The organism is Nocardioides pelophilus, from assembly GCF_014180685.1.
GTDB classification, from domain to species: Bacteria; Actinomycetota; Actinomycetes; order Propionibacteriales; family Nocardioidaceae; genus Nocardioides; species Nocardioides pelophilus.
This window is the reverse complement of the sequence record NZ_JACEHF010000119.1, coordinates 1-12,905: the sequence shown is the minus strand read 5'-3', so window position 1 is coordinate 12,905 and position 12,905 is coordinate 1. Positions and strand designations below refer to the sequence as shown.

General features: G+C 71.0%; 13 protein-coding genes. 5 read left to right on the top strand and 8 right to left on the bottom strand.

Annotated features, from left to right (window positions below):
- Together H0488_RS16825 and H0488_RS16820 are read left to right on the top strand one after the other, a co-directional pair.
- On the top strand, window positions 1–484 hold a 484-nt coding region (locus H0488_RS16825), incomplete at its 5' end, for a hypothetical protein (RefSeq protein ID WP_183100406.1).
- Window positions 485–585: 101 nt separating this feature from the next.
- The gene (locus H0488_RS16820; protein WP_183100405.1) at window positions 586–1,047 is read left to right on the top strand and encodes a hypothetical protein; all 462 of its coding nucleotides are present in this window, start codon (window positions 586–588) and stop codon (window positions 1,045–1,047) included.
- 27 nt (window positions 1,048–1,074) lie between these two features.
- Here the strand turns inward: H0488_RS16820 and H0488_RS16815 are convergent, their stop codons facing one another.
- Window positions 1,075–1,593, bottom strand: coding sequence for an SRPBCC family protein (locus tag H0488_RS16815; RefSeq protein ID WP_183100404.1), 519 nt, complete (start codon window positions 1,591–1,593; stop codon window positions 1,075–1,077).
- Window positions 1,590–1,946 carry an ArsR/SmtB family transcription factor gene (locus H0488_RS16810; protein WP_183100403.1) on the bottom strand — a complete coding sequence of 119 codons (357 nt, stop codon included), beginning with the start codon at window positions 1,944–1,946 and terminating at the stop codon, window positions 1,590–1,592. The genes H0488_RS16815 and H0488_RS16810 overlap by 4 nt, the downstream gene beginning before the upstream one ends.
- A 110-nt stretch (window positions 1,947–2,056) precedes the next feature.
- Between H0488_RS16810 and H0488_RS16805 the strand changes: the two genes are divergently transcribed.
- Window positions 2,057–3,409: a class II fumarate hydratase gene (locus H0488_RS16805; RefSeq protein WP_220794697.1), complete on the top strand. Its 1,353-nt coding sequence runs from the start codon at window positions 2,057–2,059 to the stop codon at window positions 3,407–3,409.
- On the opposite strand, the gene H0488_RS16800 is transcribed toward H0488_RS16805, so the two are convergent.
- From H0488_RS16800 to phoH2, 4 genes are all read right to left on the bottom strand, one after another.
- Entirely contained in the window at window positions 3,354–3,896 is a 543-nt protein-coding gene (locus H0488_RS16800) for an HIT family protein (RefSeq protein ID WP_183100401.1), read from the bottom strand. The genes H0488_RS16805 and H0488_RS16800 overlap by 56 nt on opposite strands.
- Before the next feature lie 4 nt (window positions 3,897–3,900).
- A complete protein-coding gene (locus H0488_RS16795) occupies window positions 3,901–4,221 on the bottom strand; it encodes a hypothetical protein (RefSeq protein WP_183100400.1) in 321 nt (106 codons plus the stop codon).
- 98 nt (window positions 4,222–4,319) lie between these two features.
- Entirely contained in the window at window positions 4,320–4,982 is a 663-nt protein-coding gene (locus H0488_RS16790) for an aggregation-promoting factor C-terminal-like domain-containing protein (RefSeq protein ID WP_183100399.1), read from the bottom strand.
- A 208-nt stretch (window positions 4,983–5,190) separates the two neighbouring features.
- Entirely contained in the window at window positions 5,191–6,504 is a 1,314-nt protein-coding gene (phoH2, locus tag H0488_RS16785; protein WP_183100407.1) for an RNA 5'-3' helicase PhoH2, read from the bottom strand.
- Between the two features lie 418 nt (window positions 6,505–6,922).
- Here phoH2 and H0488_RS25100 point away from each other — a divergent pair, with 418 nt between their 5' ends.
- Together H0488_RS25100 and H0488_RS24735 are read left to right on the top strand one after the other, a co-directional pair.
- A complete protein-coding gene (locus tag H0488_RS25100) occupies window positions 6,923–7,636 on the top strand; it encodes a tetratricopeptide repeat protein (protein ID WP_183100398.1) in 714 nt (237 codons plus the stop codon).
- A gap of 116 nt (window positions 7,637–7,752) precedes the next feature.
- Complete coding sequence (locus H0488_RS24735; RefSeq protein ID WP_281369684.1) at window positions 7,753–11,613, top strand: M6 family metalloprotease domain-containing protein; 3,861 nt, start codon at window positions 7,753–7,755, stop codon at window positions 11,611–11,613.
- Window positions 11,614–11,616: 3 nt separating this feature from the next.
- On the opposite strand, the gene trmB is transcribed toward H0488_RS24735, so the two are convergent.
- Both trmB and H0488_RS16765 read right to left on the bottom strand, forming a co-directional pair.
- Window positions 11,617–12,360, bottom strand: a complete 744-nt coding sequence (gene trmB / locus H0488_RS16770) for a tRNA (guanine(46)-N(7))-methyltransferase TrmB (protein ID WP_183100396.1) — start codon at window positions 12,358–12,360, stop codon at window positions 11,617–11,619.
- Window positions 12,357–12,797, bottom strand: a complete 441-nt coding sequence (locus H0488_RS16765; RefSeq protein WP_183100395.1) for a DUF4190 domain-containing protein — start codon at window positions 12,795–12,797, stop codon at window positions 12,357–12,359. Before H0488_RS16765 ends, trmB begins: the two co-directional genes overlap by 4 nt.
- Between the last annotated feature and the right edge of the window lie 108 nt (window positions 12,798–12,905).

The window sequence follows — 12,905 nt, the reverse complement described above, 5'->3', positions numbered from 1 at the left end:
CGGGGTCAACCCGCTGTTGGTCGGCGCGGTCGTCGTGCTCGCCGTGGTCGCCGTCGTCGCGATCGTGCTGCTGATGGTGCGTGACGGCGGTTCCGACGACGACCCGACGGCCGACGACTCCCGCTCGACCGCCGCCGACACGAGCGGCCCGGCCGGCACCGAGGAGGTGCTCGACGAGATCGAGATGTCCGAGGCGGGAAGGACGGTCCGGGTGCAGCTCGTCCACGACGGTCCGGAGGCCTTCGTGGTGCTCCTCGCCGAGCGCGACGGCGACTACGCCGAGGTCGACCGGTTCCCGGTCGCATGCCCCTACCTCGACATCTCCTACGACGCCGGCATCGAGGACCAAGGCAACCGCCAGATCTTCTTCGGTTGGGTGAACACCGGCACCAACGGCTACGGCGAGTACGGCGAGGTGCAGATCGACGAGGAGATGCTGATCCCGTTCGGGCTCGGCGACGCTCCCTGCCCCACCGAGCCCTGACGGCGACGCCCCGACCCGGCCGGTCGTTGACACCCACCGGGCGGTAGGCGCACGCTGATGCCTCCCTGCCGGCTCGGGCGGCCGTCAGAAAGGTCGATCCCTTGCGCGCAGCTCTCCGCCTCCTCGCCGTACCGCTCCTCGCCCTGGGCCTGCACGGCCTGACCGTCCCGGCGCCGGCCGCGCCCACGGCCGCGCCCACGACCACGCCCACCACCACGCCCGCCACCAGCGCCGCTGCCCTCGAGCCGCTCGTGGTCAAGACGGTGCGCATCGGTGGCAAGCGGGTGCGCTTCGTCCTGGCGGTCGACCGCGACGAACGCGCGTTCGTGCGCATGAAGCTCCGCCGCGACGGCCGGTGGAAGACGGTGGCGAGCGACCGGACCGACTGCAAGTACTACGACGGCAGCTACGACCCCGGGCTGGTCGTGCAGAAGCCGGTCAAGCAGGTCCTCATCGGCTGGTTCGGGCCGGGTGGCGACGAGACGAACGAGTACGGCGGTTACAACGTGCGGCAGCGGACCATCGAGATGTACGGCGCCGACGCCTGCACCGCTGCCGGCTGACCCGTCGTTCGCCGGTCGCGGGGGCGATCAGGACTCGAACTCGCCCCGGTAGTGGTCCGACAGCGCCGGGTAGTAGTCGTCGAAGTCGATGGCGCCGACGTCGCCGCCGCTCTCCGCTGCCACCATCCGGTCGAGGTAGTAGTCCCAGCCCGGTCCGACGTTCTCCGCCATCGTGGGCTCGGGCACGGACTGCGCGAACGTCAGCGTGGTCGTGCCGTCGGCCTCGGCGAGGTCGAGCTCGAGGTGCCAGGTGACCTGGTCCTCCTCGTACGGCGACGTCGTGGTGATCGCCAGCCGCCGCGGCTCGTCGCACTCGTCGACGACGAACTCCTCGGCCGGCACGTCGTCGCCCTCGTAGCGCATCTGGAACTGCACCTTTCCGTCGGCCGGGTCGCCGCTCCAGGTGCCGATCCACCGGGCGAGCCGGTCGGACTCCGTCACCGCGGCCCACACGTCCTCGATCGGCGCGCGGAACTGGCGGGTCATCACGAGGAAGGTGCGGCCGTGCCGCGCCTCCTTGCGGCCGGTGGCAGTCGTGGTGGTCATGCGGTCTCCTCCTGTTGATCGGTGGGGGTGCGGCGGTCGCGGCCGGTGCGCCGTACCTCCAGGTCGAGGCCGTCGAGGTCGCGCTCCGAGAGCCGCGGCGTCGGCAGGGCAAGGCGGTCCAGCAGCTCCTGCACGGGCTGCAGGCCGGACCGGTCGAGGGCGTAGTGCCGTTCGCGGCCGCGGACCTCGACGTCGACGAGTCCGGCCTCGGTCAGCAGCCGCAGGTGCTTGCTGATCGCCGGCCTGCTGACCTGGTGGTCGGCGGCCAGGTCGACGACGCGGGTCGGCCCGGCGGCGAGGCGCAGCAGGAGGCCTCGACGGATCGGGTCGGCGAGAGCCGCGAAGGCGTCCATGGACTATTGGTAACTAATCGGTTACTCATATGTCAAGGGGATGCGGGTAGCGTCGTCGTGTGAGCGACACCGGCATCGACCCCGCGGGCTTCCGGACCGAGCACGACTCGATGGGTGAGGTCCGGGTGCCGGCCTCGGCCCTGTGGAAGGCCCAGACCCAGCGGGCGATCGAGAACTTCCCGATCAGCGGCACCCCGATCGAGCCCGCGCTGATCCACGCGCTCGGCGAGGTCAAGGCCGCCGCGGCGACCGCCAACGGCCGGCTCGACGTGCTGCCGGCCGACCACGCCGAGGCGATCGCAGCCGCCGCCCGCGAGGTCGCGGCCGGGCGCCACGACGACCAGTTCCCGATCGACGTCTTCCAGACCGGCTCCGGCACCAGCTCGAACATGAACGCCAACGAGGTGATCGCCTCCCTCAGCGGGGCCGCCGGCGTCGACGTCCACCCCAACGACCACGTCAACGCCAGCCAGTCGAGCAACGACATCTTCCCGACGGCGATCCACGTCGCCGCCACCCTCGCGGTGACCCGCGACCTGCGGCCCGCCCTCGACGTCCTCGCCACCTCGCTGGAGGCGAAGGCGGCCGAGTTCGCCGACCTGGTGAAGTCCGGACGCACCCACCTGATGGACGCCACCCCGGTGACGCTCGGGCAGGAGTTCGGCGGCTACGCCGCCACGATCAGGTACGCCGTCGACCGGCTCGACGCCGTACTCCCCCGGGTGCGGGAGCTTCCCCTCGGCGGCACCGCCGTCGGCACCGGCATCAACACCCCGGCCGGCTTCCCGGCTGCTGCGATCGAGGCGCTGTCGGCCGCCACCGGCGAACCGTTCACGGAGGCCCGCAACCACTTCGAGGCGCAGGGCACCCGCGACTCCCTGGTCGAGCTCAGCGGCGTGCTACGGACGATCGCGGTGGGGCTGACCAAGATCTGCAACGACCTGCGCTGGATGGGTTCCGGGCCGACCACCGGGCTCGCCGAGATCCACCTCCCCGACCTGCAGCCGGGGTCGTCGATCATGCCGGGCAAGGTCAACCCGGTGCTGCCCGAGGCCACGCTGATGGTCTGCATGCAGGTCATCGGCAACGACGCTGCGGTGACCGTCGCGGGCGCCAGCGGCAGCTTCGAGCTCAACGTCGCGATGCCGGTGCTGGCGCGCAACGTGCTCGAGTCGGTCCGGCTGCTCTCGACTTCGACGACGACCCTCGCCGCCCGCTGCATCGACGGCATCACCGCCGACGCCGACCGGATGCGCCGCTACGCCGAGTCCTCCCCGTCGGTCGTGACGCCGCTCAACCGCTACCTCGGCTACGAGGCGGCCGCGAAGATCGCCAAGCAGGCGCTCGCCGACGGCGCCACCATCCGCGAGACGGTGCTGGCGATGGGGTACGTCGACCGCGGCGAGCTCACCGTCGAGCAGCTGGACGCGGCCCTCGACGTGGAGTCGATGACCCACCCGTAGCCGCCAGCTGCCGGTCGATCTCGTCGCCGAGCTCGCGGCGCAGGTCGTCGTGCTCGGGTCCGAGCGGCACCGAGCCGGGGTCGGTCATCAGCTTGGTCCAGTGGTGGAGGGCTGCTGGCCACCCGACGAGCTCGGACGGCTCCCACTCGTAGCGCGGCGTGACGTGGGCGTGGAGGAAGGCATCGGTGTTGCCCTGGATCTCCAGGTTGATCCGGCGGAACTGCGGGTCGCGGCGCGCGCACACCGCGGCCACCGCCCGACCGAGGACCGCCATGTCCTCGAGGAAGAGCAGCTGCTGCTCCGGCGGCAGGTCGATCAGCTGGTCGACGCCGGGCGTGTCCGAGATCAGCACGCAGTAGCCCGGCAGGTGCTGGACGTCGCCGATGACGGCGAAGCCGGCCCGGAGCCGCCGCAGCACCGTGGGATTGGTGCCCGCCAGCGCGGAGCCGACCCGGTCGTCGCGGAAGTCGGTGCCCTCGTGGGACAACGCGTCAGGACCGCTTGCTGCTGCCGGTGACGAACGCGGCGACCATCACCGCGACGGCGGCGACGCCGACCTGCCACAGGTGGCGGATCCAGTCGATGCCGTTGGTGGCGTTGTCCGCGGTGGCCTTGTGCCCGTCGAACCGGGGGTTGTTGTCACCGAACAGCGCCCAGTAAAGGTAGCTGCCCGCGACCATGCCGACGATGCCGCAGACGACGGTGAGCCAGAAGGGGATCTTGTCCCGGTCCCCCGGCGCGACCAGCTTGCCGAGCATGCCGATGATCGTGCCGCCGACGAGGGTGACGATGACGAACCAGATGACGTCCATGGAGGCTCCTTTGCCCGGGGGCATGCGGTGCGCAGGCCCGAGATGACGTCATCATGCCCCAGCGGACAGCGAGGACTCAGTGGGGACCGAGCGAGGACTCAGTACCAGCCGACGGACTGGGAGTGGCCCCAGGCGGCGCAGGGGCTGCCGTAGCGGTCCCGGATGTAGCCGAGGCCCCAGCTGATCTGGGTGACGGGGTTCGTCGCCCAGTCGCTGCCGGCAGAGGCCATCTTCGAGCCTGGCAACGCCTGCGGGATGCCGTAGGCCGACGAGGACGGATTGTCTGCGTAGACGTTCCAGTTGGACTCGCGGATCCACAGCGAGTCGAGACAGCTGAACTGGTCCTGGCTGAACCCGTAGTCACCCATCAAGGCACGCGCGATGTCGCGCGGGTCGGAGTCGGAGAGCTGCTCCGACTCGGTGACCGCGGAGGCCTCGGTGGCGACCAGGCCCGCCTTCTTGGTCGGGTCGGCGGCACCCCGGTGGTCGTCGCGGGAGACGATCGGGAGCCGCTCGCCGGTGTCGGCCGCCGGGACGTCGGCCTGGAGGTCGCCCATCGCGTTGTCGAGCTCTGCTGCCACACCGGGTGGGGTCGCCTCGCCCTTGCCGAGGAGTCCCCCGCCGATGGTGATGCCGGTGACGGCCAGGGCCACACCGGAGAGGATCACGGTGTTGCGGGCGGCGCGCTTGGGCGCCTCTTTCAGGTGAGCGTGCTTGGGGGTCCCGCGGTGCTTGGGGGCAATCTTCGCGTGAGTCGACAAGAGCGCAATCCGTGGTTGACAACAGGAAAGTTGCCCCCGAGAGAGATCAGGTCAACAGACCTGACCGATGGCAACCCACGACACCATGCCTGACTTCACCCGCAGTCGCAAACCGAACCGCGCAGAAAGCGGAAGCGGCTGTGATCCCATCCACCACAGGGACCACAGCCGCCTCAGCCGACGACTTCAGCCGGGGATCAGCAGGGGATCAGACGACCACGTTCTCCAGCATCTCGGTGACCAGCGCCGCGATCGGCGACCGCTCGGACCGGGTCAAGGTCACGTGGGCGAACAGCGGGTGCCCCTTCAGCTTCTCGACCACCGCCACCACCCCGTCGTGGCGCCCGACCCGCAGGTTGTCGCGCTGCGCGACGTCGTGGGTCAGCACCACCTTCGAGTTGGCGCCGATCCGCGAGAGCACCGTCAGCAGCACGTTGCGCTCCAGCGACTGCGCCTCGTCGACGATCACGAACGAGTCGTGCAGCGAGCGGCCGCGGATGTGGGTGAGCGGGAGCACCTCGAGCATGCCGCGGTCGAGGACCTCCTCGATCACGTCGCTGGAGGTCAGCGCACCGAGGGTGTCGAACACCGCCTGGGCCCAGGGCGACATCTTCTCCGACTCCGACCCGGGGAGGTAGCCGAGCTCCTGGCCGCCCACGGCGAACAGCGGCCGGAACACCACGACCTTCTTGTGCTGGCGCCGCTCCATCACCGCCTCGAGCCCGGCACACAGCGCCAGTGCCGACTTGCCCGTGCCGGCCCGGCCGCCGAGCGACACGATGCCGACGTCGGGGTCGAGCAGCATCTCCAGCGCGATCCGCTGCTCCGCGGAGCGGCCGTGGATGCCGAACGCCTCCCGGTCGCCGCGCACCAGGTGGATCTGCTTGTCGGGACCGATCCGGCCCAGCGCCGTACCCCGGTCGGACAGCAGCACCAGGCCCTGGTGGCACGGCAGGTCGCGCGCGGCCTCCAGCTCGAGGGTGCCGTCGTCGTACAGCTCGTCGAGCTCCTCGGCGGCGACCTCGAGCTCGGCGAGCCCCGAGTAGCCGGTGTCGGAGTCGTTGATCGCCTCGCCGCGGTACTCCTCGGCATCGAGCCCGACGGCGGAGGCCTTGATCCGCAACGGCAGGTCCTTGGAGACCAGCGTGACGTCGTGGCCCTCGTCGGCGAGGTTGCGGGCGACCGCGAGGATCCTGGAGTCGTTGTCCCAGTTGCCGTTGCTGGGCCGGAAGCCGGACGGCAGCGAGGTCGCATCGGTGTGGTTGAGCTCGACGCGCAGGCTGCCGCCCTCGTCACCCACGGGCACCGGAGTGTCGAGGCGGCCGTGGCTGATCCGCATCTCGTCGAGCATCCGCAGCGCGCTGCGGGCGAAGTAGCCCAGCTCCGGGTGGTGCCGCTTGCCCTCCAGCTCGGTGATCACGACGACGGGCAGCACCACCTCGTGCTCGGCGAACCGGCGGAGCGCGCCGGGATCGGCGAGCAGCACGCTGGTGTCGAGGACGTAGGTCCGGCGACCCGGCACCGGGTCTCGGGACTGGTCGGCCTGCCTGGCGTCATGGTTGACAGCGGCGCGGGACTTCGAGTTAGGCACTTCGCACCTCACCAGACCGCGCGCGCACTCCCGCTCGGTCCTTATTCCTCGCAGTCGGACCAGGAAGCGGATGCCGTCCCGAGGTGGGCAGGCGCATGGGCCCGAACGCCGGAGTGCCGGCGTCCACACACCCGGTGCGCGCGGCAGGGAGCACCCTGGCACCCGCGGCGGGTGATGCAGTCGTTGATCACGAACGGGCCTCCCGATATGGCGAGCTTCCCCACCCGCCAGTGCTTGTGAAGGTACGCCGCCACAGTGGCTGCGCCGGGCGACACGCCCTAGCGGCGTGTGAACGTCATGTGACCGAAAATTGTCCGGCGCGAGCCGCGGTCCGCGACAGACTGTGGCCGTGCACCCCAGCGACCTGTGGGACTTCGACGACCCGGAGCTCTCCGAGCAGCGGTTCCGGGAGGCGGCCGCGACCGCCGAGGGTGAGCACCGCGGGATCTGGCTGACCCAGGTGGCGCGCGCGCTCGGCCTGCAGGGCAAGTACGCCGAAGGCCACCTCGTCCTCGACCGGCTGGACGACGCGGGCTCGCCCGAGGTCGCCTGCCGGATCGTGCTGGAGCGGGGGCGCCTGTACCGCTCCGGCGGGGAACCGGCGGTCGCCCGCAAGCTCTTCGCGCAGGCGGTGAACCTCGCCACCAGCGCGGCCCTGGACGAGCTGCACGTCGACGCGCTCCACATGGCGGCGCTGGTCAGCGACCAGCGCGAACAGGTCGCCATCACCCAACGGGCCCTCGCGGTCGCCGGCGCCTCCGACGACCCGCGCACCCGCGACTGGGACGCGTCGCTGCTCAACAACCTCGGCATGATCCACGCCGACGTCGGCGACTTCAAACGCGCGCTGGTCTGCTTCGAGGCCGCCTTCGCCGCCCGGGAACGGATCGGCGACGCCGGCCGCACCCGGGTCTCGCGCTGGATGGTGGCGTGGGCCCTGCGCAACCTCGACCGTCGCGAGGAGGCGCTGGCCCTCCAACGCGCGCTCAAGGCGGAGCTGGTCGCGCTCGGCGAGGAGGACCCGTACGTCGACGAGGAGATCGCGCTCCTCACCGAAGCGTGACCGCGTCCCGGCCCGCCGCTGCGCCACTCATAGGGTTTTCCCCGCTGCTCGGTGGTCGGGTCACGTCCTAGCGTCGGATCGCGGTGATCGGCACCGTCGGGGCTCCGGCCCCGCGCATGGGGGCGAACAATGAGCACACAGACGGCATCTCTCGACCAGCAGCACAGCACCGCTCTCCGCTGGTGGTGGCTAGGACTCCTCGGGATCGTGGTGGCCGGCGCCTGGGCCATGTCCAGCGCGGAGCCGGCTCAGGCCGTGCCCGCCGGGCCCGGGATCGTCGAGCTCGAGCAGCCGGACGGGACCACGTTCAAGGCGCGTCAGTTCGGCGACGAGTGGTACCACGGTGTCGAGACCCGCTCGGGTCACACCATCGTCCGGCGCCAGGGCTGGTGGGTGTACGCCACCAAGCGTGCCGACGGGTCGTTGAGGGGTACCGACCTCCGGGTGACGCAGGATCGCCCGACCATGCGCAAGCACCTGCGCGACAGCGAGCGCGTCGCGTGGGCGGACGCCCGCCGGGCTCAGGTCGAGCGGGTGACGGCACGCCACACCGGACGGACCGAGACACCGTCGGTCGTGGCCACGGGAAGCGACCCGGTGCTGGTGATCCTCGTGCAGTTCCAGAACCAGGCCAACCTGGGGACCACCCAGGCCCAGTGGGCGTCCCGCTACTTNGGGCGTCCCGCTACTTCGGCGGCGGCAAGTCGGTCGTCGACTTCTACAAGAAGAACTCCTACAACCAGTTCACCTTCGCGCCGGCCGCCGAGAGCCACAGCACGACGAACAACGGGGTCGTCGGCTGGCTGACGCTGAGCTCGAACCACCCTGACACCGACGGTCAGGCGGAGCGTCCGATCATCCGCGACGCGATCAAGGCGGCCGACCCGTACGTCAACTACGCGTCCTACGACAAGAACGGCGACGGCACCGTGGACTCCAGCGAGCTGCACCTCAACGTGGTGATGGCGGGCCTCGAGGAGTCGATCTCCGGCAACGACCACGGGCACTCGATCTGGGCCAACCGGTGGTTCCTCGACGAGGCCAACACGCCGACCGTGGACGGCAAGAAGGTCGGCAACAGCGGATTCCTGACCTACGGAGAGAAGCAGCGGGTGCAGCTCAACGACGGCACCGTCGACACCCACCAGGCGACCGTCGGCGTGATCGTCCACGAGCTGGGCCACGACCTCGCGCTCCCCGACCTGTACGACACCGACGAGTCCTCGGCCGGCATCGGCGACTGGAGCGCGATGTCCTACGGCTCCTGGGGGCGGGCCCCGACCGACCCGAAGACGTACGTCGGCGCCACCCCGACGATGTTCGACGCGTGGTCGCGAGCGACGCTCGGATGGATCACGCCCCAGCGGATCGTCGGCGTGAAGCGCACCACCCTGAGCGCGGCGGCCACCGGTCTGCGCACCAACACCACCGTCCAGCTCCTGGAGAACGCGGGCGGATTCGACTGGACGAAGACGTCCGGGTCGGGCTCGTTCTACCTCGTCGAGAACCGGCAGCAGCGGCCAGGCTCCTACGACGCCGCACTGCCCGGTTCGGGGCTGCTGCTCCTGAAGGTCGACGAGTACTACGACTCGAACGCCACCAACAGGCTGGTCCAGGTCATCGAGTCGGACGGTTCCGACCTGCTCACCTTCGAGAACCGGGGGGACGCCGGGGACCCGTGGGTCGGTCCCGACGCCTACACGTCGGGCCCCGGAGGCTCTCTCCGCGCGGCGGTCGCTCGGATCTCGGAGAGCGCCGACGTCATGGCCGCCACCTTCACCGCGTCGCCCGGATCGGCACCCGCGAACGACAACTTCGCGCAGGCCCAGGCGTTGGCGGGCTGGAAGCCCTCTCTGGTGCAGACCACCAACGCGTTCGCGACCGAGCAGTCGGGCGAGCCTGGGACCGCCTGGGCCAACGGTGGCGCGAAGACGGGCTGCGACCTGGCCGAGTCGCTGTGGTACCGCTACACGGCTCCGGCGGACGGCGACCTCACCGTCGACCTCACGGGCAGCGCGTCGTACCCGATCGTGGCCCTCCACCGCGGCACCACCCTCAGCGGGCTCTCGAGAGTCGCCTGCGACAAGGCCGGCTACGACAACCCCGCTCTGCTGAAGGACGTGCGGGTGGCCAAGGGCGAGGTGGTCTACCTCCAGGTCGGCAGCGTGATCGGGAACAGCTACCAGTCGTGGTGGGGCGACATCGACCTCAAGGTGACGCTCCGGCCCACCAACGACAAGCGCAGCACAGCGCACGCCATGACAGGTCGGAACCTGACCCACAACATCTACACGGGGACGGCCACCGTCGAGGCGTCCGAGCCTCGCAACACCGCATGCCCGGCGATGTCGAACACCCTCTGGTACAGCGTGCGGCCCACGCACTCCGGCCTGCTCTCGGTGAGCACCGCCACCAGCACCTACGACACCGTGGTGGCGGTCTGGCAGCTGGTGCGCGGCGCACTCGTGCCCCTCTCGTGCGCGGACGACGTGAGCGATGCCGACGCGACCACCCGGCTCGCAGACGTCCGGCTCACCGCGGGTCAGACCTACTACGTGCAGGTCGGCGGCATCAACAGCGGCGCCGCCCTCTCGCTCGACATGCGTCTGCGGCCGAGCAACGACGACTTCCCGGGCGCCTCGCTCGCGGGTCCGCACGGGACCGCGTCGAGCTTCACCAGCAACGCCACCAAGCAGACCGGCGAACCGGTCCATGCAGCGGCCGGCGTGGGCCGCTCGGTGTGGTGGAACTGGACGGCAGCCCGGTCGGGACCGGTCGTCTTCGACACCTCCGGCAGCACCGGCGACACCGTGCTCGCCGCCTACACGGGAGGCTCGGTCGGCGCGCTGACCCAGGTCGCGGCCAACGACGACGTCACCACCGACGTCTTCTGGAGTCGGATCCAGTTCGACGCGGTCGCAGGGCAGACCTACCGGATCGCCGTCGACAACTACGGCAGCGCCCACGGCAACGTGAGCCTGCGCTTCCACGAGCTCACCGACCTCGCGGTCGACGTGTCCGTCCGCGACGTCCCTGGAACGACGACCTTCATGTACGACGTCGCGGTCTCGCGCACCGGCGGCGCGTCGACGCAGCCGGTGTCCGCGGAGATCACGGTCCCCGCCAGCGTCAAGGTCGGCTCCCTCCCGAACGGCTGCAGCCTGGACGCCACCGGGCTCAAGGTGCGCTGCGACGTCGGGACCATCGACCCCGGCGGGCGCGCCGTCGTCGACCTGGTCGTCGATCCGCGCACCGAGGGACCTCACACCGGAACCGTCCAGCTGCTGTCACCCGACGACTACCCCGCCGGCAACAGCGCGAACGCGGTGGCGACGCCCGAGTTCCTCTGCGACAACGACTTCACCGCCTTCGCGGACACCGTGAGGGGCACCGACGCCGACGAGATCCTCTGCGGTGGCGGCGGCAACGACCAGCTGTCGGGCGGAAAGGGAAGCGACAAGCTCTTCGGGGGTGCCGGTCTCGACACCGCGGCCTACTCCTCGGCCACCAACCGGATGACCTTCACCCTCGCCGCGCAGGACGGCATCACCTTCTTCGCAAGGCCGTCCAACCTGCTCCAGCCCGCCGACGGTTTCGACAAGGCCGCCTCGGTGGAGTCGCTCATCGCGACGCCGTACGCCGACCTCGTCACCGGTCGCAACGCCGTCGGGCGCGACCCGGGCGTCGACGTGATCTACGGCGGCTACGGCGACGACCAGATCAGCGGCGAAGGCGGGGGCGACACCGTGTACGGGGGCTTCGGCAACGACACCATCCTCGGCAACAGCGGGGCGGACACGCTCTACGGAGAGGACGGAGCCGACGTGCTGGACGGAGGCGCCGACGCCGACTACCTCTACGGCGGCAACGGCGCGGACGACCTCACCGGCGGGCTCGGCGGGGACAACCTCGACGGCGGTGCCGACCACGACGTCTGCCGGGAGTTGGAGGACACCCGGATCGCCTGCGAGGCCTGAGGGTCAGCGCCGCCGGTAGGCGAGGTCCGTGATCGAGCGGCCGGCGGCGAGTCCCTTGCGCTCGAACTTGGTGACCGGTCGCTCGTCCCACCGCTCGACGACCCCGCCCTCGAGCGCCGGCTCGGCGGAAAGCACGGCGGTCATCTGCTCGGCGTAGTCCTGCCAGTCCGTGGCCAGCCGCCACACGCCGCCCGGTCGCAACCGGCTCGCGGCCAGTGCCGCGAAGGCGGGGGTCACCAGCCGGCGCTTGTGGTGCCGCGCCTTGTGCCACGGGTCGGGGAAGAAGGTCCAGAGCTCGGCGATGCTGGCCGGCTGCAGCAGGTGCTCGAGCGACCACGCGGCGTCGACGCCGCACAGCCGGACGTTGTCGACACCGGCCTCGGCGAGCAGTGCCAGGGTCGCGGCCACGCCGGGACGCCACACCTCGAAGGCGAGCACGTCGTACGACGACCGGGTGCGGGCCAGCGCGGCCGTCGCCTCACCCACGCCGGACCCGATCTCGACGATCAGGCCGTCGCGGTCCGCCGGGCCGCGGCCGAACCAGCGGTCGAACGAGAAGCCCTCGGCGTCGACCGCGTCGTCGGGGATCACCCAGCGCTCGTGGTGCGCCTCCCAGGCGGCTGCCTGGTGCGGCGTGAACCGGGCGCCGCGACGGCTGTAGGAGAGCACCTCCCGCATCGGGCGACCGTCGTCGGTCAGCTTGTGGTGCGGACGGGCGGGCCGGACTCCGGGTCGCTCGTCGGTCACGCGCTCGCGCTGGCGCCGATCGCGATCACCACGATCACGACGTACACGACGATGCCCACGACGTAGAGGGCGAGCAGGGCGCTGCCGACGATCCCCAGGATGTAGCCGATCTGCGCCTGGCTGCGTCCGGCGAGCCGGCCGCCCGCCTCGTCGATCTCGCGCTTCACCCGGGCGCCCTTGATCCAGGCGAAGGGCGCGATCACCTGGCAGACCGCCATGCCGAGGATGCCGAGCAGCAGCACCGTGGCGGACTCCGGGTGGTCGGGGGCCCACTGGGGTGCTCCGGTCGGGCCGTACCCCGGGGCGCCGTACGGCTGGTAGGGGTTCTGCGGCTGCTGGCCGGGGCCCGGCGGCGCGTTCGGCGGGGTGTTCGGCGGGGTGCTCTGCGGGCCGTTCTGCGGGGGTTGGGCGGGGTACTGCGGCGGCTGCTCGCTCATGCCGCCATCCTCCCATCCCCGACACCCTCGGAAACGCCGACCCGGCTCTTGTGTGCACGTGTGTGCACGCGTACGACGCCGACCCGGCTCTTGCGCACAAGAGCCGGG

Coding starts and splice junctions, on each gene's coding strand:
- H0488_RS16815 (WP_183100404.1), bottom strand. CDS start 1,593: ATGACCACCACGACTGCCACCGGCCGCAAGGAGGCGCGGCACGGCCGC.
- H0488_RS16810 (WP_183100403.1), bottom strand. CDS start 1,946: ATGGACGCCTTCGCGGCTCTCGCCGACCCGATCCGTCGAGGCCTCCTG.
- H0488_RS16805 (WP_220794697.1), top strand. CDS start 2,057: ATGGGTGAGGTCCGGGTGCCGGCCTCGGCCCTGTGGAAGGCCCAGACC.
- H0488_RS16795 (WP_183100400.1), bottom strand. CDS start 4,221: ATGGACGTCATCTGGTTCGTCATCGTCACCCTCGTCGGCGGCACGATC.
- H0488_RS16765 (WP_183100395.1), bottom strand. CDS start 12,797: ATGAGCGAGCAGCCGCCGCAGTACCCCGCCCAACCCCCGCAGAACGGC.